The following is a 19,116-nucleotide window of genomic DNA, read 5'->3' as shown; positions in this document are numbered from 1 at the left end:
GGTCCACGGCGGCGCGCCCCGACTACTCGGCCGCGGCGGGCTCCGTCGTCGACTCGGCCGCCGGGCTCCGTCCGCGACGTCCCTGCGTGGTCGGCTCCGCCGTGTCGCCCGGATCGGCGGTCTCGCCGCCGCCGTCGTCGCGGTCACCGCCACCGCCGCCGGGGATCGTGATGTCGCCCCACGGGCCGGGCACCTCGAAGGTGATGTCGCCGCGGTCCCGACTGCGGGTGCGCGTCGGCTTCCGCTCCTCGGTCTGCGTGGGTGTCGGCGCCTCGTACGGCACGCCCGCCTGGCCGCCCACCGGATCGGGGTTCGGGAACTGCTTGATCTCGTCACCGGCGAGAGCGTTGCTCATGGCCTGCGCCCAGATCTGCGCCGGGAGCCCGCTGCCGTAGATCATGGCGCCCCCGTAGTTCACCAGCGGCTTGTCGCCGTTCTTGGTGCCCACCCAGGTGGCCGTCGACAGCTGCGGGGTGTACCCCACCATCCACGCGTACCGGTTCTGCCCGCTGTTGCCGAGCTGCGCGGTACCCGTCTTCGCCGCCGACGGCCGCGTCCCGAGGTTCGGGTCCGTGACGACGTTGCCGTTGGAGTACGCGGCGATCGGCTCCATCGCCGCCGTCACGTTGTCGGCGACAGCGGCCGGGACCACGCGCTTGCCGTCGTTCTTCGAATGCTCGTACAGGACGTCGCCGGTCGAGGTCTCGACCTTCTCGACGAAGTACGGCTCGCGGTAGACGCCCGACGCCGCGAGGGTCGCGTATGCCGACGCCATGTCGATGACCCGCGAATCGTACTGACCGAGCACCACGCCGCCCTGCGTGTGTCCGTTCTTCTCCTGCAGCGTGTGCGGATGCCCGGGGAAGCTCTCGGCGATGCCGAGGCGGTGCGCGGTGTCCGCGACCGTGTCGGCCTTCCCGTTGAGGTCCATCATCAGGCGGTAGTAGACGGTGTTGAGCGACATCTTGAGAGCGGTCGCGAGGTTGCAGGTGCCGCACGATTCGCCGTCGGAGTTCTCCACGGTGATCCCGCCGGTCGCCTCGAACGGCGACGACGAGTACCGCGACGACAGCGGAATGTCCTGTTCGAGGGCCGCGACCAGCGCGAACACCTTGAACACCGAACCGGTCTGCAGGGCGGCCGACGCGTAGTCGAGTCCGGTGCCGTACTCGCCGCCGTAGTAGCCGCGGACGGCGCCGGTCGCCGGGTCGATCGCCACCGACGCCGTGCGCAGGTCGTCGGGTTCGCCCTCGAGCTTCCCGCGCGAGGCGCCCACGAGCGACTTCTGCACCTTCGGGTCGATGGTCGTGGTGATCTTGAGGCCGCCGGTGCGGATCTGATCGTCGCTGATGCCGCGCCGGTTCAGTTCGTCGCGGACCCGGGCCTTGATGATTCCGTTGGGTCCCTCATCGGTGGCGGCCTTCTCGGCCTTCACCTTCTCCGGCTCCGGGAACTGCTGTTCCTTGCGCTCGGCGGCGGTGATCGCCTTGGTGTCGACCATCCCGTCGAGCACGTAGTTCCAGCGGCTCTCGGCGAGGTCCCGATTCACGGCGGGGTCATAGATCGACGGGCCGCGGATGATGCCGGCCAGCAGCGCGGCCTCCGAGACCGTCAGCTCGTTCTTCTTGGTCTTCTTGGTGATGTCCTTGTCGAAGTACGTCTTGGCGGCCGCCGCGATGCCGTACGCGCCACGACCGAAGTAGATCGTGTTGAGGTAGGCGGCCATGATGTCTTCCTTGGACCATTTCTGCGACATCTTGGTGGCGATCGCCAGTTCCTTGAACTTGCGCTTGTAGCTCACCTCATCGCCGACGATGGCGTTCTTGACGTACTGCTGGGTGATCGTCGAGCCGCCGCCCGCACCCTCGCGGTTGAACACCTTGCCCATCACGGCGCGAATGAATCCGGTGGAGGAGAAGCCGGAGTTGGAGTCGAAGTCGCGGTCCTCGGCGGCCTTGACGGCCTCGACCATCGTCGTCGGGATGTCCTCGTATTTGACGTCGCTGCGGTTGCCGCCGTCCTGGACGATGCGCGAGATGACCTTGCCGCTGTCGTCGACGATGGTCGCGACCTGGTTCTGCTTGATCTCGCCCGGTGAGGGCACCGATGCCGTCAGGTAGGTGACGAGGAAGGCGACCACCAGGCCGAGCGCGAGCAGCGGCACCGCGCCGGCGAGCAGGCCGAGGCCCCACGCCGATGCGCGGATCGCCGTCTGGTTTCCGGTCGTCGATCCACCGGTCCCGGCGTCCTTATCGCTGGTCATCGTTCACCCACTCCTGTGTACCGCCTCGCGGACTGTTTCCGTTCACAACTCTGACGCATCTGCGCGCACTCGCCAACTCTCGCCACAGCATCTTCTCCGGCTGCCGGTTGCCGCGCACCTGCGTCGATCGTGCCTGTGCCGAACCTCACTCGGCCACCCGGCGACGACGGCGCCGGGCCCCCGCGGGCAGACCGGCAACGTACGACGTGACGAGATAGTTCCATCGGCACGAGCGGCACACCTCCACGACGTGCACGCTGAACTCCTCGGCGCGTGTGGCCAGTGCATCGATCTCGGCGATCGATCGCGCCGAGCCGTTCACGCCGCCGAGCTTGTCGCCGAACACCCACGAGACGAGTGTGACCTGCTCTTTACGGCAGATCGGGCACACCTCGTCGGTCTGGCGGCCGTGGAACTTCGCGGCACGGACCAGGTAGCGGTCGGCGTCGCAGACCTCATCGAGCGCCGTCTGGCCCGTGCGCACACGCGCGAGGCACCCGCGGCGCGCGAGTGCGTAGTCCACGATCTGCCGATGCACGGTCCTCAGCGTAGTCGGGTGATCTGAGAGCAGTCCGTGTGATGGACATCAACCCCCTAAGCTACTCGCTGGTATGCGTTCGGTTATATCGATGCGATACATTGGTTGCTGCATCACGGCGCGATAACGGGACGAAAGGAGGCCGGGAATGCTCGAGATGGCGATCCTCGGACTCCTCCTCGAAGCGCCGATGCACGGGTACGAGCTGCGCAAGCGGCTCACCGGCCTGCTCGGAGCGTTCCGCGCGTTCTCGTACGGCTCGCTCTACCCGACACTGCGTCGCATGCAGGCCGACGGCCTCATCGCCGAAGACGACTCCGAGTCGCCCACCGGCACCAAGGTCCGTCGCGGACGCCGCGTCTACCGGCTGACGCCCGCCGGCGAAGAGCGCTTCACCGAGCTCGTCGCCGACACCGGGCCGCAGAACTACACCGACGACGGCTTCGGCGTGCACCTGGCGTTCTTCAGCCGCACCCCGGCGGTCGCCCGCATGCGGATCCTCGAGGGACGCCGCAGGCAGGTCGAGGAGCGCCGCGAGGGTCTGCGCGACCTGCTCGGCCGGACGACGAAGTCGAACGACCACTACACCCGGCAGATGCACGAGCTGAGCCTGGAGACCTCCGAACGCGAGGTCCAGTGGCTCAACAAGCTCATCGCCGACGAGGCGTCCGCCTCCGTCGGCCCGACAGATTTTCGAACCGCGCAGCCCGACTCGGCTGCACGAGGCGAAGTAAGTAAGAACTCGGCGGCACCGCAATCCGCCGTTCCGCCGCAAAAAGAAGGAGATCCCGACCATGGGTGAAACCAAGAAAGTGCGCGTGGCCATCGTTGGCGTGGGTAACTGCGCCTCATCCTTGGTCCAGGGCGTTCACTACTACCGTGACGCCGACGAGGGTGCGACCATCCCGGGCCTGATGCACGTCAAGTTCGGCGACTACCACGTGCGCGACGTCGAGTTCGTCACCGCGTTCGACGTCGACGCCAAGAAGGTCGGCTTCGACCTCTCCGAGGCGATCAACAACAGCGAGAACAACACCATCAAGCTCACCGACGTCCCCCCGATGGACGTGCCGGTGCTGCGCGGTCACACCCTCGACGGTCTCGGCAAGTACTACAAGGAGACCATCACCGAGGCCGACGGCGACGGCGTCGACGTGGTCAAGACCCTCAAGGACAATCAGGTCGACGTCCTGGTCAGCTACCTCCCGGTCGGCTCGGACCAGGCCGACAAGTTCTACGCGCAGTGCGCCATCGACGCGGGCGTCGCCTTCGTCAACGCGCTGCCGGTCTTCATCGCCTCCGACCCCGAGTGGGCCAAGAAGTTCACCGACGCCGGCGTCCCGATCGTGGGCGACGACATCAAGAGCCAGGTCGGTGCCACCATCACCCACCGCGTCATGGCGAAGCTGTTCGAGGACCGCGGCGTGGCACTCGACCGCACCTACCAGCTGAACGTCGGCGGCAACATGGACTTCAAGAACATGCTCGAGCGTGAGCGCCTGGAGTCCAAGAAGGTCAGCAAGACGCAGGCCGTCACCAGCAACCTGCACGGCAGCCTCGCGAACAAGGTGTACGACAAGAACGTGCACATCGGCCCGTCCGACTACGTCGCCTGGCTCGACGACCGCAAATGGGCCTACGTGCGCCTCGAAGGCCGCGCCTTCGGCGACGCCCCGCTGAACCTGGAGTACAAGCTCGAGGTCTGGGACTCCCCGAACTCGGCCGGCATCATCATCGACGCCGTCCGCGCCGCCAAGATCGCCAAGGACCGCGGCCTCGGCGGCCCGATCCTCCCGGCGTCGGCCTACCTGATGAAGAGCCCGCCCAAGCAGATCGCCGACGACATCGCGCGCGAGCAGCTCGAGGCGTTCATCATCGGCGCCGACTAGTCACGCGTCCGCGGCGAACCCGGTCCACCGTCATCAGTGGACCGGGTTCTCTGCTCTCCGGCGCACCACGCTGCCGATGAACGCGGCGACGATCAACACCACCCCCACCAGCCCGGTCACGACCTCCGGGACCGCCGTGCCGATGGAGTACAGCAGGATCAGCGCCAGCGCGCCGATCGCCCAGTGAGCGCCGTGCTCCAGGTAGACGTACTCCGCGAGCGTGCCGCGCCGCACCAGGTACACCGTCAACGAACGCACGAACATCGCGCCGATGAGACCGAGGCCGAGCGCGATGAGGATCGGGTCCGCGGTGATCGCGAACGCACCGATCACGCCGTCGAACGAGAAGGACGCGTCGAGGACCTCCAGATACAGGAACGCGAAGAAGCCGGCGCGGCCGGCGGCCTTCGCCACCGTCGACGGGCCCGCCGCGGCCCGCGGCGCATCCGGCTCGAGCGCATCCGATTCGGGCGCATCCAATTCGGGCGAAGCGGGCCGGTCGACGTGGAAGAAGTCCCCCAACCCGTTGACCACCAGGTACGTGATCGTCCCCAGCGTGCCGGCGATCATCACCGTGACCGCCTCGTCCGCAGGCGCGACGACCACCGCCGTCACCACCAGCACCGTCATCGCGATCACGACCGGCGCCCGATCGAGTCCGTGCAGACGCATGAGGGGTCGCTCGACCCACGAGATCCAGGTGATCTCCTTCTCCGCGACGAGGAAGTCGAGGAACAGCATCAGCAGGAACATCCCGCCGAAGGCCGCGATCTGCGGATGCGCACCGACGACGATGTCCTCGTAGGTCGGTGAGCCGTCCGTCGGCGGATCGAGCGCCAACCGCAGCGCTTCGACCGGGTCCAGACCGGCCGTCACCCACACGATCACCAGCGGGAACGCCAGCCGCATACCGAAGACGGCGAGGAGCACACCGACCGTCAAGAACATGCGCTGCCAGAACTCGTTCATCCGCTGCAGGACCGTCGCGTTGATGACCGCGTTGTCGAACGACAGCGAGATCTCCAGGACGCCGAGGATCGCGGTGAGCAGAAGGGCCGTCGGACCGCCGTAGACGAAGGCGACCACCAGCGCGGCGACCGTCACCGCGATCGAGACGCCGAAGATGCGGATCACGACACGAACCGGCCTTTCTCGACGAACGGTCCCCGCACCGGGAGCCGCTAGGGTGAGCGCGTGGCTCAGAGTACTGACCGACCCGCGATCGTCGCCGTCGACTGCGGCGGCACGAGCGCAAAGGCGACGCTCCGCACGGCCCGGGAGCGGCACCGGTTCGCCGGGGAGGCCAGCCTGTCCGGGTACCTCGATCCGCGGGAGATCCCGACGGTGCTCGACGCGATCCTCGCACCGATCGAGAACGCCTGGTCGCAGTCCGCCGCCGGTCCGGTCGTGGTCGTGATCGGGGCCGCGGGCTTCACCCCCGGGCTGCGCGACGTCTTCCGCGCCGCGATCGCGCAGATCATGCCGCGGGCGTTCGGCGGCGCGGTGACGGGCGCCGCGGTCATGAACGATGCGACCGCACTGCTCCTCGGGCACGACGCCGACGGCGTCGTCGTCGCGGGCACCGGGTCGAGCGTGCTCATCCGGTCCGGCGACGACGTCGTGACCGGCGGCGGACACGACTGGGCCGCCTCCGACGAAGGGTCCGGATTCTGGATCGGGCTCCAGGGCATCCGGCAGGTCGCCCGCGACGTGGACGCCGATCGGCCCAGTGCGTTGCGCGACGCCTTCGGCGCCACGTACTCCCCCCGCGACGACGTCGCCGGGCTGCGCGAACTCGCGGTGGCCGGCCCTCGGATGAAGGCGGAGATCGCCCGCTTCTCGGCGGGTGTGTGCGCGGCTGCGGCCGACGGTGACACTGCGGCGACCGAGGTCCTGCGCAGCGAGGCTCATGCGCTCGTCGATCTGCTGGCGCGCACCGCGGTCCGTGCCGGGTCGCCGACGTCGCTGGTGGCGTGCGGCGGCATGCTCACCGAGCCCGGGTACCGCACCCTGGTGGTCCGGGAGGCCGAGCGGGTAGTGCCCGGCCTCCGCTGGCGGTTCGTCGACGACGGCCTCGAGGCCGTCGAGCGGTCCGCCGACGTCCTGCACCGCGACCCCGCCGCGTGGGACGCCCTCTCGGACTCCCTGCGACCGCTGGTCTGGTCACCGGACCGGTCGGCGCGGCGGCGACCACGCGACGTCAGCTGATCGTCCCCGTCATCGGCCTTCGCGGGCGATATGTCCGCGATGCCTCGTCACGGGGACGATCATCGGGCCGACCACCTCCGTCAGGCGAGCAGATCGGCCAGCGGGACGTCCGGGTCGGCCAGTCGCGTCGGGTCGACCACGCGGCGCGCCGAGACGAGGGCCGCCAGGTCGTCGCCGTCGTCCCACAGGTTCACGTTCATCGCCGCGAGGACCGCGTCGTCGTCACCGAGCCAGAAGGCGTGGAACGACCGGCCCGCCACGTCGCCCCGCGTCACCACCGCGGCATGGTCGACGGCGTGGCCGCGGTACTCCATGCCCAGGTCGTACTGATCGGTGAAGAAGTACGGCAGCCGGTCGTATCGGGCGGGGCCGCCCACGATGTTCTCGGCGACGACGGCCGGCTGATTGAGGGCCGTCGCCCAGTGCTCGGTGCGGATCCGCGCGCCGAGAAACGGATTCTGTGCGGCCGCGATGTCACCGACCGCATACACGTCGGGGGCCGACGCGTGCAGTCCCGCATCGACCGCGACACCGCGATCGACGATGTCCAGGCCGGCGGCCTCGGCCAGGTCGATCCGCGGCGCCGCCCCCACGGCCACCAGGACGGTGTCCGCGTCGATGCGGGTGCCGTCGGCGAGGTCGACCCCGACGGCGCGACCCGAGTCGACGCCGATCGACTCGACGCGCGTCCCGAGTCGCAGGTCGACGCCGTGTTCTCGGTGCAGATCGGCGAACACCGCTCCCAGTTCGGGACCGAGTGCCGCCCGCAGCGGCTGATCGGCCGCCTCGACGACCGCGACCTCGGCACCGCGGCCGCGCGCCGACGCCGCGACCTCGAGTCCGATCCAGCCGGCGCCGATCACCGCCAGGCGTGCGCCCGCGTGCAACCGGTCCCGCAGGGCCGTCGCCTCGTCGAGTGTCCGCAGGTAGTGGACGCCGTCGGCGTCCGACCCCGGGATCGGCGGTCGGGCCGACGCCGAACCGGTCGCGAGGACCAGCGCGGAGTACTCGAGGACGTCGCCGTCCGAGAGCGTCACGGTGCGCGCCGCGACGTCGATCGCGGTCGCCGTCACTCCGCGCCGCAGATCGACGCTCGAGGTCTGGTACCAGTTCGCGTCGTGGACGGTGAAATCATCCGGCCCCTTGCCGCCGGCCATGAACTCCTTCGAGAGCGGTGGCCGCTCGTAGGGCAGGTGATCCTCACCGGACACGAGCACGATCGGCCCGTCGTATCCCTTCGTCCGCAGTGCCTCGGCGGTCGTGGCTCCCGCCAGTCCCCCGCCGATCACCACCACCGGATGTGTCGATCTCGTCATTGTTCTCGTCTCCCTTTCGCTGTCCGTGAGTACGTCGTCCGACGGCTTCGACGGTGCGGTCAGCCGATACCGGCCGCACTGAGGAGCACAGTCACCTTTACGTTGGAGTACGTCCGGGGCGGTCGCCTCGGACGTTCGTCCGCGGTTCGGGGCGTGGCTCGACAATCACCTGTTGTCGCTGGTGGCTTGGCGTGGAAGGTCACCCCGGACCGTGACGGGTCGTTTCGGCCGCTGATTGAGATGTGTTCGCGAACTTGTCGCTGTGTAAAGGTGTGCCGGCGAAACCACCCTGACGAGCCAACCGCACACGGAAGGACAGTATGGACGAAAAGATCTGGGTAGGAATTGATGTCGGTCGGCATGCGCATCACGCCGCCGCGGTCGATGAGGCGGGAACGGTGCTGTGGTCTCGGCGGCTTCCCAACGATCAACCGGCGATCGAAGCGCTCATGGACCGGGTCGCCGACATGAAATTCGTGGTGTGGGCGATCGACATGACCGCACCGGAATCGGCGCTGCTGAGGGGTGTGCTGGCTGCGCGGCGCCAGCAGATCCGCTACGTGCCCGGCCGGGTCGTGCACAGCATGACCGGTGCGTTCGCGGGTGAGGGCAAGACCGATGCCCGCGATGCGGTCGTGATCGCCCAGACAGCCCGCCTACGTGGCGATCTCGCCACCGTCTCGGCGCCCGACGACGTCGCGATCGAACTCGACCTGCTGACCGGACATCGCAACGACCTCGTCGCTGAACGTACGCGAGGCATCAACCGCCTGCGCGGCCTGCTGACCCGCATCTTCCCTGCACTAGAACGGTGTTTCGACTACTCGACACTGACCGGTCTAACGTTCCTCACCCGCTTCGCCACGCCATCTGCGATCGCTGCGGTCTCTGACGACGAGATCTACGACCACCTGCGCAGTCACGGCGTCCGCCGACCCACGATCCCGAAGATGATCGACAAAGCCCGTGCCGCGGCGGCCGCGCAGACCGTCACCCTGCCTGGCGAGGCGACCACAGCCCTACTGGTGCAACACGCGGCTACCTCGTTGGTCATGCTGACCCGTCAGATCGCCGACCTGGATAAGCAGATCACCGAGGTGTTCCGCCGCCACCGTCACGCACGGATTCTCGAATCCGTGCCAGGCATCGGCACCCGAAGCGGCGCTGAGCTCGTCGCGATCACCGGCGGCGACCTCACTTCGTTCGGCTCGCCCGCCAGACTCGCCGCCTACGCCGGTCTTGCTCCGGTACCGCACGACTCCGGTAACCGCCGGGGAGCCTTGCGTAGACCCCAGCGTTACCACAGAGGACTTCGCAAGGTGTTCTACATGGCCGCACTCAACAGCTCGCAACGCGACGGCCCGTCCCGCGAGTTCTACCAGCGCAAACGACGCGAGAAGCGTTCCCACGTCCACGCTCTCATCGCTCTCGCTAGACGTCTGGTTGACGTGGTCTGGGCACTGATCCGCGACGGTAGGGTGTGGTTGCCGCGGCCGACCGTCGAGCGGGTGTCAGTCGATGAGGTGGGCGCGATGGCTGGATGACTGGCGGGGCCGGTCAGATCTCGGCACGTGCGTGCGTACTAGCGGGACACTGGATGCGTGTCGGTTCGGGTACTCGGCCACCAGCTTGCTCTGCCGACAAGTGTGGCGATGGTCGGCACAACGATGGTGCGGACGATGAAGGTGTCGAGCAGCAGGCCGATGCCGATGATGAGTCCGACCTGGGTCATGATCGAGATGGATCCGGCCATGAGTCCGAACATGCTGGCAGCGAAGATGAGGCCGGCCGAGGTGATGACTGATCCGGTGTTGGTGACGGTTCTCAGGACGCCGATGCGGATGTTGTTTTGGGATTCTTCGCGTAGGCGAGAGATAAGAAGCATGTTGTAGTCGGCGCCGACCGCGACGAGGACTATGAAGGCCAGTAGTGGTACGGGCCAGGCGATATCGGTTTTGAGGATGTGTTGAAAGATCAGGACACCGATACCCAGTGCCGCGGTGTAGTTGAGTATGACGGTGCCCAGAAGGTATAGCGGCGCGATGAGTGCTCGGAGTAGGAGTATCAGGATCAGGCCGACGATGGTGAGGGTGGCCAACGCTAGGAGTCGGAAGTCTTCGGTGAGTAGACGTTGCAGATCGGCGTTGATGGCGGGGAACCCGGCTATCGCGATGTTGGAGTCCTGCAGGGTTGTGTTCGGTCTGGCGGCGAGTGCGACATCGGTGATTGTGTCGGCCAGTTGCATGGCCTCGGTGCTGTAGGGGTCGAAGCTGGTTTGTATTGCGTAGCGCACGGTATGGCCGTCGGGCGAGACGAACTGGCGAGCGACGTCGACGAAACGGCGGTCTGCGTTGGCCTGAGGTGGGAGGTAGAAGCCGGTTGCTGAGTTTGTTCCGGCGGTCTCGCGGGCGGAGGTTTGTAGTTGTGTGGCTAGCGCGGCCATCCCGGCGAGTTGTTGAAGGTTGCTGTCGATCAGCGCGGATACACCGGCGGCGAGTTGGCGTGATCCCGCCGCGAGTTGACTGATACCTGTTTGCAGTTGGGTGAGCTTGCCGGGAAGGTCTTGGCTGCTGATGCTTCCCAGCGTGGAGCCCAGTGAGTTGACGGTGGAAGTGAGTTGGTCGGTGACTGTTGAGATCGGTGTATCCAGCTGCGCGAGTTGTGTTGACAGCGTGGCGATCTGGTCGAGGGTCCCGTTGCTCAGTAGGGCGTCGAGATTGCGGGTCTGCGCGCGCAGAGCTGCGCACTGCGGGACTTGGGTGCACCAGGGCGCATTATCGAGGATGGGCAGGATCGAGGTCACTGTTGCCAGGGCTGCAGATGTTTGGCGGGTGAGCGCGGCCAGCTGTGGGGCATTCTGAGAAGCGCGATCGAGCGCTGGTGCAGATGCGGCGAGTTGGCGGAGTATCGGCTGGTACTGCTGAATTTGCTGCCCTGCTGTGCTTGCCTGATCGAGGATGCCGGCCAGGGGGGCCAAGTTGGTGCGTACCTGGGTGTCGAGCTGAGTAAGCCCGTCGGCGAGTTGGAATGCGCCGGTACGGAGCTGTTCGAGGTCACCTCGGCGGTTCTGGCCATCGTCGACCGCACCCGCCAGCCGGTCCCCGATCTGACCGTTCTGCCAGGACAGCTCGGCTTGCTCGAGCTTGTCCCCGGTGGGACGGGTAACACCGATGACTCGAGTCACTCCGGGGATCTGGGATACACGTGAGGCCATTTGCTCAAGATCGGCCAGCCCGCTGGCAGTACGGAGATCGATCGGTGCATCTACAACGAGGAACTCAGTGATAGTGACGTCTTGAGGGAAATGACGGTCGAGCAACGCGTAGCCTTCGTTGCTGTCGGTTGTCGCGGGCTGCCCCTCACGATCGTCGAAGGTGATCTGGATGCCCATCGCGAAGACGCTAAGCACGATTAGCCCGACCAGGGTTAGTGCCAGCAGAGGCACAGGACGCCGCACGACGAGCACGGCGACGCGATTCCAGTACTTTCGGGTCAGATCTCGTCTGGGTGCGCCCCAGCCGAATCGCGCCGCCCACAGCAACACCGGTGGTAGCAGGGTGACCGTGGCGAGGAATCCGATGAGGATGGCGATCGCGCATGCCGGACCCAAGGTGGAGAACACGCTCAGCTGACCAAACACCATCGCCAAAAAGGCCAGCGCCACCGTGGCAGCTGAAGCCAGGATGACCCGTCCGATAGTTGCTGTCGCGTCCACGAGCGCAACCTCAGTGGTAGCGTCCTGGCGTAGCCGTTCGTGATAGCGACTGATGAAAAAGACTGAGTAGTCGACCCCGGCTCCGAGCAGGATGACGGTCATGAACGCGACGGTGAACTGCGATACCGGCATACCGAGTTCGCCGAGTGCGGACAAGACCCCGCGGCCCACGCCGAGGCTGACACCGATCACCAACAACGGCACCAGCGCGGTGAACAGCGATCGGTAAACGATCAACAGAATGATCGCGATAAGCGCCACCGTCGCCACAGTGATCACGACTAAATCGCTTTCAGCACTGACGATCTGGTCACTGAAAGTGGCCGTCGGCCCGGTGACATGGACAGTGGTGTCCGTACCGTCAAACACGCGCTGCGCGGTTTGGCGCACGGTCTCCACAGCATGCGTGGCCGTTGGCCCTCCCAAAGTTCCGGTGACCCCGACAGGCAAGTACCAGGCTTGCCCGTCCTCACTCAAGGCCTGGCCGGCCGTCGTCGGATCGGAGAGCAAATCCCGCACTGACTGCACATCGTCGAAATTTTCGCGCAACTGCAGAACGAGCATGTCGTAGCGTTCCCGCGCCACGTCGGTGAACCCGTTCGGGTTCTCCATGGTCACGAAAACAGTGGTCTTGGCGCCCTTCTCACCGAACGCACCACCCATCTGATCGAGTGCTTGAAACGATGGAACCCCAGCAGGGATCGGATCAACAGACTGCTGCCGCACCACCGTCTCCAGCTGGGGAAACAGTATCGCCAAGACGATACCCACAGCCACCCACGCCCCGATGACGAGGAATCTGTGCGCCAAGGTGAACCGTGCCAACCGCCCCAATGTCGTGCTGTACTCGCTGCGTTCCGCCAACCGGCGCGCCGCCAAGCGCCCACCACTTGGACGTTGGACCACCATACGCAGCACCTCACCCTCGACCCAGCCCGTCTACGAAACCGACGGTATCGTTACGGTACTAGCAGTACCGTAGATGGGGAAGGAGGTCAGGAGGTTTGGTGTCGCCGGTGGGCCATGAGGAAATCGTCGACAAGCTGTTCGAGATCGCCAACGGTCATCGACCGAATGCCCGTGAGCTTGGCAAAGACAAGGGGGCCCGCCAGTTGAGTGACTGCCATGGTCAAATCGAGGTCGCCGAGCTCCGCCGTGGCCACGTCACTCGTCAAAACTCGATCGAATGGTTCTCGATACTGCTCGACGACTCGACGACGCAGTGGCGCGAGCGCGTTCTGATCCCCGTCGGATTGCCCGGATTGCCGGGGCTGCTCGGGAAGCATTGCCAACCATGCCAGCGTCGTCAACTGCAGCGGTGCCTGCTCAATAAGCTCAGCCTGCCGCTGCATCAGCTTCAGCAGGTCATCACGGATCGACGTCGTCGTCTCGGGGGTCTCGGCCTGAGGCAACAATCGCTCGAAGGCAGCCGCCACCAGATCTGTGGAGCTCTCGAAGTGACGATACAAGGTGGTGCGAGCAACACGAGACAGTCGAGTGACCGCCTCCACGGTAACGGCTTCGACCCCGCCACTGTTCAGCAAGGTCACCGCAGCATCCAACAAACGCTGACGCGACCGAACCCGCCTCGGGTCAACATCGTCGGAATCGATGGTTTCCACCTGGCCACTCCCTATATAGCCAAAATCACGAACCCCTGACTGCACAACAATACCGTCGGTAACAGAGCGAAACTGCCAGTGGCGGTACCGATTGAAGGCTCAGAAAGGTCACTTATGAGGGGCGACAAACCACTACCAGCACACGCACCATGGTGCATGGGATGCGGCGAAGACAACCCCAATGGCCTGCACCTCGAGGTACACCTGCACGGCGACCACGTCTACGCCGACCTGCAATTCGACGAGCGCCACTCAGGAGCCCCGGGACTCGCCCACGGCGGAGCCATCTCAGCGGCATGCGATGACATCATGGGTTTCACCCTGTGGATCGCCGAGACACCCGCAGTCACCCGAACCCTCACCGTGGAGTATCGACGCCCGGTCCCACTGCACACCCCCGTGCACATCACCGCCTCCCTCGTCGACGAAACCGACCGCGCGCTCTTCATCGAAGCCAACGGTACTGTCGGCGACACAACCTATTTCGCCGCAGAAGCGGTCTTCGTAAAGGTCGACTTGAGTCATTTTCTTCGTCACGGAGACTGGGGCGCCACAGCAGACCTCATCACCAGATTCTTTCAGGCCGACTAGCGACCGCCAGGCACGCCACCAAGCAGAAGAGTCGCCCCGCATCCACCAGCTGGCCCATCCTTGCGCACCCGCATTGAGATCCACGGTAGCCACGGCGACGACTCCGTGAGCCGCCACGACGACGATCGGGAAGTTCCTCTCCGGGGCGTCCTCGGTACCCGGTGCGCCCCGGTAGACCGGCAGCCAGCGGGCGAAGATCGCGAACCCGGCCAGGGCGATCACCACGAGCAGGCCGAAGGCGATCCAGGCGAGAGGGGCGGCGTCGACGACCGCGTAGACGATCCACAGCACCAACCCGATCGCGGCGAACACGAAGTGCGCGAACACCACGGGGGCGGGAAGGCGGGTCGGCGAATCAGCGATGCCGCCTGCGGCGATCCATCGGGCGAGCAGGACGAACCCGCCCGCCGCGGTGATGATCCAGAGTACGAGTGCTGCGATGGTCATACGTGCCTCCTCGGGATGAGAGTGGCCGGCCGGCGGTGCCGGCGGGACGTGGTGTCGCCGGGTCGGGTCAACGCCGAAAACCGGCGGCCTGGGTGGTCTCGTCGGCCACGCGGACGCCGTATCGGTACGCGAGGCGCCCCCCGAGGGATCCGCCCACCGCGAGCAGCGCGAGAGTGAGGGCGCTCAGGACGATCGGGCCCGTGCCGACGGCCCCGCCGGCGTCTGCGCGCCACCAGAAGCCCGCGGCGAAGGCGACCGTGACGACGAGCATCAGGGACATGTGGGCCAGGGCCGTGCGCATCGCCGTCGTCTTCGCGGGGATCGCCAGGAGATCGAGGAGGCCGACGATCGCGGCCGCGAGAGCACCGATCACGCCGACGGCGATCAGCCACCGGGCCCCTCGGGCGAGGGCGTCCGGATCGTCGACGAGGTGGGAGCCGATGTCGAAGACGAGGCTCGTGACCCAGGCGCCGATCGGCACGGTGACGAGAATCGGGTGATAGGGATGTCCGTACGGTCCGGCCAGGGCTGCGCTGACCGGCTGTTTTGCCGTCGGTCGATCGGCGCCCGACTGGATCGCGGTGGGATCGGGGCTGCTCACGGTGCTTCTCCTGCGGGGTGGGTGAGCGATCGACTTTCTAAAATCAATGCTCATCATCATTAGTTATAGAATGAAATTACAACACATCCGTTGGTTTTACAATGGGAGCCATGAACGCCGAACCGGAGCGGACAGACCAGCGGCTCATCGACGTCGCGGCCGTCTCCGCACTCGATGAGCCCACGCGGCGACGCCTGTACGACTTCGTCCGCAGTCGCATCGACCCCGTCACGCGCGACGAGGCCGCCGACGCCGTGGGGATCCCCCGGCAGACCGCGGCCTTCCATCTCGACAAACTCGCCGACGTCGGACTGCTGGAGGTCGACTTCGAACGGCGCACGGGCCGCACCGGGCCCGGAGCCGGCCGACCGGCCAAGCTGTACCGGCGCGCGGTGCGCGACATCCAGATCCGACTTCCCGAACGCTCCTACGAGCTCGCCGGCAGCCTGCTCGCCCACGCAGTCGACGAATCCGCCGAGACGGGGGAGCCGCCTCGGGCGATCCTGACACGACTGGCGACCGCCCTCGGCCGCGACCTCGGGCGCGGCGCGGGCGCCTCCGACGCCGACCTGCTGCGCATCCTCGAGGCCTCGGGCTACGAACCGCGCGTGGAGGACGACGACATCGCGCTGGTCAACTGCCCCTTCCATGCGCTCGCCCGCGCGCACACCGATCTGGTGTGCGGCATGAACCTCGATCTCATCGACGGACTCGTCGAATCGGCCCCCCATCGCCGGGCGCGACTCGACAAGCGCGAAGGCTACTGCTGCGTGCGGATCGGCCCGACAGACGACCACTGAGATCAACACGAAAAACGGGCACCGACGACACATGGTCGTCGGTGCCCGTCAGCTGTCCTGATCTCAGCTGGACCGGCCCGGTGAAGCGCCCCTAGTCGACGCCCGATTCGATGGCGGCGCGGTCGAGGGTCTCGGACCCCGGGTCGCCCGGCTGTCCGCCCGCGATCGCCTGCGCGCCACCGATCGAGAGCTCGCCGACCAGATCGGCGGTCGCGCCGCCGACCACACCGAGCTGCGCGTACTGCTCGAGGCGTGCACGCGAATCGGCGATGTCGAGGTTGCGCATGGTGAGCTGGCCGATGCGGTCGGACGGACCGAAGGCGGCGTCGCCGACGCGCTCCATCGACAGCTTGTCCGGATGGTACGAGAGGCCGGGGCCCTCGGTGTTGAGGAAGTGGTAGTCGTCGCCGCGCCGCAGTCGGACGGTGACCTCGCCGGTGACGGCGGAGGCGACCCACCGCACGAGGGCCTCGCGCAGCATGAGCGCCTGCGAGTCCATCCAGCGTCCCTCGTACATGAGGCGACCCAGACGACGGCCCTCGTTGTGGTAGTTCGCGACGGTGTCCTCGTTGTGGATCGCGTTCACCAGGCGCTCGTAGCCGATGTGCAGCAGCGCCATGCCGGGCGCCTCGTAGATGCCGCGCGACTTCGCCTCGATGATGCGGTTCTCGATCTGATCGGAGACGCCCAGACCGTGGCGGCCGCCGATCTCGTTGGCCTTGAGCACCAGCGCCACCGGGTCGGTGAAGGTCTCGCCGTTGATCGCGACCGGACGTCCCTGCTCGAAGCGGATCGAGACGTCCTCGGTCTTGACCTCCACGTCGTCACGCCACGCGGCGACACCCATGATCGGCTCCACGACGTCCAGGCCGTGATCGAGGTGCTCGAGGGTCTTGGCCTCGTGGGTGGCGCCCCAGATGTTGGCGTCGGTGGAGTACGCCTTCTCCTGCGAATCGCGGTACGGCAGGTTGCGCGCGGTGAGCCACTCGCTCATCTCGTGCCGCCCGCCGAGTTCCTCGACGAACTCGGTGTCGAGCCACGGCTTGTAGATCTTGAGGTTCGGGTTCGCCATCAGCCCGTAGCGGTAGAACCGCTCGATGTCGTTGCCCTTGTAGGTGGATCCGTCGCCCCAGATGTCGACGTCGTCCTCCTTCATCGCGCGGACCAGCAGCATGCCGGTCACCACGCGCCCCAGCGGGGTGGTGTTGAAGTAGGTCTTGCCCGACGTCCGGATGTGGAAGGCACCGCACTGCAGAGCGGCGAAACCCTCTTCGACGAGGGCCGCCCGGCAGTCGACCAGCCGCGAGATCTCGGCACCGTACTGGGTGGCGCGGCCCGGCACCGACGCGATGTCCGGCTCGTCGGCCTGACCGAGGTCGGCGGTGTACGTGCAGGGGACGGCGCCCTTTTCGCGCATCCACGCAACCGCGACCGACGTATCCAGACCACCCGAGAACGCGATTCCGACGCGCTCTCCCTTCGGCAATGAGCTCAGCACCTTCGACATATGGCCAGCTTAAATGCCGTGCGCCCGTCGGGCTAATCGCCCCTCGACTTCGTCGCCTCCGCGGACCGCTACGCCTCCACCTCGCTGCGGTCGCCGCTCCAGAGGGTGTGGAAGGAGCCCGGCTTGTCGATGCGCCGGTAGGTGTGGGCGCCGAAATAGTCGCGCAGGCCCTGGGTGAGGGCGGCCGGGAGCCGGTCGGCGCGCAGTGCGTCGTAGTACGACAGTGACGATGCGAACGCCGGGACGGGAACGCCGGTGGCGGTGGCGGTCATCACGACGCGACGCCAGCTGCCGACGGCCGTCTCGACCGCGTCGCGGAAGTACGGGGCCAGCAGCAGTGCGGGCAGTTCCGGATTCTCGGCGTAGGCGTCGCGGATGCGGTCGAGGAACTTCGCCCGGATGATGCAGCCGCCGCGCCAGATGGTGGCGAGGTCGCCGGGGTGCACGTTCCAGCCGTGCTCCTCGCTGCCGGCGGCGATCTGGTCGAAACCCTGCGAGTATGCGATCACCTTCGACGCGTACAGCGCCTGGCGGATGTCCTCGATGAAGGCCGCGCGGTCGGCCGGGGCGGCCGAGCGGTCGGCGCCGGAGTGCAGGCCGCGAGCCTCCCGCCGCTGGTCGGGGGCGCTCGACAGCGCCCGCGCGAACACGGCTTCGGCGATGCCGGTGGTCGGGACGCCGAGGTCGAGCGCCGACTTCACCGTCCACCGGCCGGTCCCCTTCTGGCCGGCCTCGTCGACGATGACGTCGACGAGCGGCCGACCGGTGGTCGCGTCGACAGCCGAGAGCACGTCGGCGGTGATCTCCACGAGGTAGCTGTCGAGGTCGCCGGTGTTCCATTCGCGGAAGACGTCGGCGATCTCGGCGACGTCCATGCCGAGCACGCCCCGCATGAGGTCGTAGGCTTCGCCGATGAGCTGCATGTCGGCGTATTCGATGCCGTTGTGGACCATCTTGACGAAGTGGCCGGAGCCGTCGGGTCCGATGTGCGTGCAGCACGGGACGCCGTCGACGTGCGCGGAGATCGACTCCAGCAGCGGGCCGACCGACTCGTACGATTCGGCGGGGCCGCCGGGCATGATCGACGGACCGTTGAGCGCGCCCTCCTCGCCGCCGGAGATGCCGGCGCCGATGAAGTTGAGTCCGCGCGCGGCCATCGCCGCCTCACGGCGGATGGTGTCGGTGTAGAGGGAGTTGCCGCCGTCGATGATGATGTCGCCGGGCTCCATGAGGTCGGCGAGTTCGTCGATGACGGCGTCGGTGGCGTCGCCGGCCTTCACCATCATCAGCACGCGCCGCGGGCGTTCCAGGGCGGCGACGAATTCGGCGGTGGTCTCGGTGCGGATGAAGTCACCCTCCGAGCCGTGCTCGGCGAGCAGCGCGTCGGTCTTGGCGATGCTGCGGTTGTGGAGCGCGACCGTGTGTCCGTGACGCGCGAGGTTGCGGGCGATGTTGGAGCCCATCACCGCGAGTCCGGTGACGCCGATCTGCGCCTGACGCTGTCCTGTTTCGGCCATGACTCTCCTTCTGGGCCGCCCCCACGGTGTCGGCGGGCGTCCCGATCTGCACTGACATTCAGTTGTACCCATTCCATCATTCCTCGCCGCAGAGGACGAGGT

General features: G+C 66.9%; 15 protein-coding genes. 6 read left to right on the top strand and 9 right to left on the bottom strand.

The window, feature by feature from the left end; genetic code table 11:
- Positions 1-22: 22 nt before the first annotated feature.
- Complete coding sequence (locus G528_RS16525) at positions 23-2,263, bottom strand: transglycosylase domain-containing protein (RefSeq protein ID WP_051198352.1); 2,241 nt, start codon at positions 2,261-2,263, stop codon at positions 23-25.
- Positions 2,264-2,408: 145 nt separating this feature from the next.
- On the bottom strand, positions 2,409-2,801 hold the full coding sequence (locus G528_RS0105700) for a DUF5318 family protein (RefSeq protein ID WP_026918134.1): 393 nt from the start codon (positions 2,799-2,801) through the stop codon (positions 2,409-2,411).
- 148 nt (positions 2,802-2,949) lie between these two features.
- Here G528_RS0105700 and G528_RS0105695 point away from each other — a divergent pair, with 148 nt between their 5' ends.
- On the top strand, positions 2,950-3,603 hold the full coding sequence (locus G528_RS0105695; RefSeq protein ID WP_026918133.1) for a PadR family transcriptional regulator: 654 nt from the start codon (positions 2,950-2,952) through the stop codon (positions 3,601-3,603).
- Positions 3,596-4,690 (top strand): inositol-3-phosphate synthase, encoded by a 1,095-nt coding sequence (locus G528_RS0105690; protein ID WP_026918132.1) that lies wholly within the window; start codon positions 3,596-3,598, stop codon positions 4,688-4,690. Before G528_RS0105695 ends, G528_RS0105690 begins: the two co-directional genes overlap by 8 nt.
- A gap of 33 nt (positions 4,691-4,723) precedes the next feature.
- Here the strand turns inward: G528_RS0105690 and G528_RS0105685 are convergent, their stop codons facing one another.
- On the bottom strand, positions 4,724-5,824 hold the full coding sequence (locus G528_RS0105685; RefSeq protein ID WP_026918131.1) for a DUF475 domain-containing protein: 1,101 nt from the start codon (positions 5,822-5,824) through the stop codon (positions 4,724-4,726).
- 60 nt (positions 5,825-5,884) lie between these two features.
- Here G528_RS0105685 and G528_RS0105680 point away from each other — a divergent pair, with 60 nt between their 5' ends.
- Positions 5,885-6,898, top strand: a complete 1,014-nt coding sequence (locus G528_RS0105680) for a BadF/BadG/BcrA/BcrD ATPase family protein (protein WP_026918130.1) — start codon at positions 5,885-5,887, stop codon at positions 6,896-6,898.
- Positions 6,899-6,978: 80 nt separating this feature from the next.
- On the opposite strand, the gene G528_RS0105675 is transcribed toward G528_RS0105680, so the two are convergent.
- Complete coding sequence (locus G528_RS0105675; protein ID WP_026918129.1) at positions 6,979-8,214, bottom strand: NAD(P)/FAD-dependent oxidoreductase; 1,236 nt, start codon at positions 8,212-8,214, stop codon at positions 6,979-6,981.
- A gap of 320 nt (positions 8,215-8,534) precedes the next feature.
- Between G528_RS0105675 and G528_RS0105670 the strand changes: the two genes are divergently transcribed.
- Complete coding sequence (locus tag G528_RS0105670) at positions 8,535-9,758, top strand: IS110 family RNA-guided transposase (protein ID WP_006896189.1); 1,224 nt, start codon at positions 8,535-8,537, stop codon at positions 9,756-9,758.
- Between the two features lie 38 nt (positions 9,759-9,796).
- Here the strand turns inward: G528_RS0105670 and G528_RS0105665 are convergent, their stop codons facing one another.
- Both G528_RS0105665 and G528_RS0105660 read right to left on the bottom strand, forming a co-directional pair.
- A complete protein-coding gene (locus G528_RS0105665) occupies positions 9,797-12,838 on the bottom strand; it encodes an MMPL/RND family transporter (protein WP_006896188.1) in 3,042 nt (1,013 codons plus the stop codon).
- An 86-nt stretch (positions 12,839-12,924) separates the two neighbouring features.
- Positions 12,925-13,551 carry a TetR/AcrR family transcriptional regulator gene (locus G528_RS0105660; RefSeq protein WP_006896187.1) on the bottom strand — a complete coding sequence of 209 codons (627 nt, stop codon included), beginning with the start codon at positions 13,549-13,551 and terminating at the stop codon, positions 12,925-12,927.
- A 114-nt stretch (positions 13,552-13,665) separates the two neighbouring features.
- On the opposite strand from G528_RS0105660, the gene G528_RS18170 reads away from it, so the two are divergent.
- Positions 13,666-14,142, top strand: coding sequence for a PaaI family thioesterase (locus tag G528_RS18170; RefSeq protein ID WP_006896186.1), 477 nt, complete (start codon positions 13,666-13,668; stop codon positions 14,140-14,142).
- Between the two features lie 514 nt (positions 14,143-14,656).
- Here the strand turns inward: G528_RS18170 and G528_RS0105650 are convergent.
- On the bottom strand, positions 14,657-15,190 hold the full coding sequence (locus G528_RS0105650; protein ID WP_245569685.1) for a DUF2231 domain-containing protein: 534 nt from the start codon (positions 15,188-15,190) through the stop codon (positions 14,657-14,659).
- Between the two features lie 110 nt (positions 15,191-15,300).
- Here G528_RS0105650 and G528_RS0105645 point away from each other — a divergent pair, with 110 nt between their 5' ends.
- Positions 15,301-15,990: a helix-turn-helix transcriptional regulator gene (locus G528_RS0105645; RefSeq protein WP_035719080.1), complete on the top strand. Its 690-nt coding sequence runs from the start codon at positions 15,301-15,303 to the stop codon at positions 15,988-15,990.
- Between the two features lie 91 nt (positions 15,991-16,081).
- On the opposite strand, the gene argG is transcribed toward G528_RS0105645, so the two are convergent.
- Together argG and gndA are read right to left on the bottom strand one after the other, a co-directional pair.
- Entirely contained in the window at positions 16,082-17,497 is a 1,416-nt protein-coding gene (gene argG / locus G528_RS0105640; RefSeq protein WP_026918126.1) for an argininosuccinate synthase, read from the bottom strand.
- A gap of 68 nt (positions 17,498-17,565) precedes the next feature.
- Positions 17,566-19,014 (bottom strand): NADP-dependent phosphogluconate dehydrogenase, encoded by a 1,449-nt coding sequence (gene gndA, locus G528_RS0105635; RefSeq protein WP_026918125.1) that lies wholly within the window; start codon positions 19,012-19,014, stop codon positions 17,566-17,568.
- Positions 19,015-19,116: the final 102 nt, after the last annotated feature.

The sequence above is a fragment of the Gordonia shandongensis DSM 45094 genome (assembly GCF_000423025.1).
Classification (GTDB): Bacteria; Actinomycetota; Actinomycetes; order Mycobacteriales; family Mycobacteriaceae; genus Gordonia; species Gordonia shandongensis.
This window is presented reverse-complemented; position numbering and strand designations above follow the sequence as displayed.

What these genes read in the sequence shown, in the direction of transcription:
- G528_RS16525 (WP_051198352.1), bottom strand. Translation starts at nt 2,263, where the DNA reads ATGACCAGCGATAAGGACGCCGGGACCGGTGGATCGACGACCGGAAAC.
- G528_RS0105695 (WP_026918133.1), top strand. Translation starts at nt 2,950, where the DNA reads ATGCTCGAGATGGCGATCCTCGGACTCCTCCTCGAAGCGCCGATGCAC.
- G528_RS0105690 (WP_026918132.1), top strand. Translation starts at nt 3,596, where the DNA reads ATGGGTGAAACCAAGAAAGTGCGCGTGGCCATCGTTGGCGTGGGTAAC.
- G528_RS0105675 (WP_026918129.1), bottom strand. Translation starts at nt 8,214, where the DNA reads ATGACGAGATCGACACATCCGGTGGTGGTGATCGGCGGGGGACTGGCG.
- G528_RS0105670 (WP_006896189.1), top strand. Translation starts at nt 8,535, where the DNA reads ATGGACGAAAAGATCTGGGTAGGAATTGATGTCGGTCGGCATGCGCAT.
- G528_RS0105665 (WP_006896188.1), bottom strand. Translation starts at nt 12,838, where the DNA reads ATGGTGGTCCAACGTCCAAGTGGTGGGCGCTTGGCGGCGCGCCGGTTG.
- G528_RS18170 (WP_006896186.1), top strand. Translation starts at nt 13,666, where the DNA reads ATGAGGGGCGACAAACCACTACCAGCACACGCACCATGGTGCATGGGA.
- G528_RS0105645 (WP_035719080.1), top strand. Translation starts at nt 15,301, where the DNA reads ATGAACGCCGAACCGGAGCGGACAGACCAGCGGCTCATCGACGTCGCG.
- argG (WP_026918126.1), bottom strand. Translation starts at nt 17,497, where the DNA reads ATGTCGAAGGTGCTGAGCTCATTGCCGAAGGGAGAGCGCGTCGGAATC.
- gndA (WP_026918125.1), bottom strand. Translation starts at nt 19,014, where the DNA reads ATGGCCGAAACAGGACAGCGTCAGGCGCAGATCGGCGTCACCGGACTC.